The sequence below is a fragment of the Hydrogenophilus islandicus genome, from assembly GCF_054657095.1.
Window position 1 is genome coordinate 1 of sequence record NZ_BAAHXE010000069.1, and the last position, 1,012, is coordinate 1,012.

The 1,012-nt window shown below is 60.6% G+C and carries 1 protein-coding gene; it reads left to right on the forward strand.

Going from position 1 to position 1,012, the window contains the following annotated elements; all coding sequences use genetic code 11:
• On the forward strand, window positions 1-989 hold a 989-nt coding region (locus ACYQ6T_RS10680), incomplete at its 5' end, for an IS701 family transposase (protein ID WP_459830691.1).
• Between the last annotated feature and the right edge of the window lie 23 nt (window positions 990-1,012).

Sequence of the window (1,012 nt, forward strand, 5' to 3'; positions counted from 1 at the left end):
TCGCTGTGTCGCTCTCTTTGGCGAGCGAGAAAGGAAGCCTACCGATTGCCTTTCGTCTCTACCTACCCGAAGCGTGGGCCAATGACCCCGAGCGGCGCAACAAAGCGGGGGTGCCGGAAACGGTGACGTTTGCGACGAAACCCGAAATCGCACTCAGGCAGATCTCGGAGGCGCTTGCCGCAGGCGTTCCCCCTGGGGTCGTACTTGCCGATGCGGTTTATGGCGACACCACCCATTTTCGCGATCAACTCACCGCGTTGGGTCTTCGCTACGCGGTAGCGGTACGAGAAACGACCACCGTGTGGCCGCCTGGGGTCGAACCCTTACAACCGGAACCGTACTCAGGACGGGGGCGACCGGCCAAAAACCTGCGTCGTAGCCCTGGGCACGAACCGATATCGGTCAAGCGGCTTGCCGAGAGCCTACCGCAAAGCGCCTACCGGACGGTCACCTGGCGCGAAGGCAGCAATGGGGTGTTGCGCTCACGCTTTGCGGCGGTGCGGGTACGTGCCGCGCACCGTGACTATTGGCGATCCACCCTTCGCGAACCCGAGTGGTTGCTCATCGAATGGCCGGAAACGGAAAGCGAACCGAGCCACTACTTTCTCTGCACGCTTCCCGAGACCTACTCATTGACGCAGCTGGTTCATACCGTCAAGATGCGCTGGCGCATCGAGCGCGATTACCGCGAACTCAAACAGGAAGTGGGGCTTGGCCACTACGAAGGGCGCAACTGGCGCGGGTTTCACCACCATGCTACGCTCACGATTGCCGCCTACGGCTTTTTGCTCCTGCAACGACTCAAAGACCCTGACAAAAAAAACCGTGCGCTCAGCAAAGCGCCTCCCTTACCCCAAGGGTATATCCCCCGGGGAAGCCCCAAGGGCACAACGCCACGTACCCGACTCGATCGCAACGATTCGCTATTGGATTGCCCAACACATCGCCCGGCAGCTTCTGAGGTGTCCCTGCTGCGGGAGAGCGCGTAGGTAGAGGGTGAAGAAAAATTTTG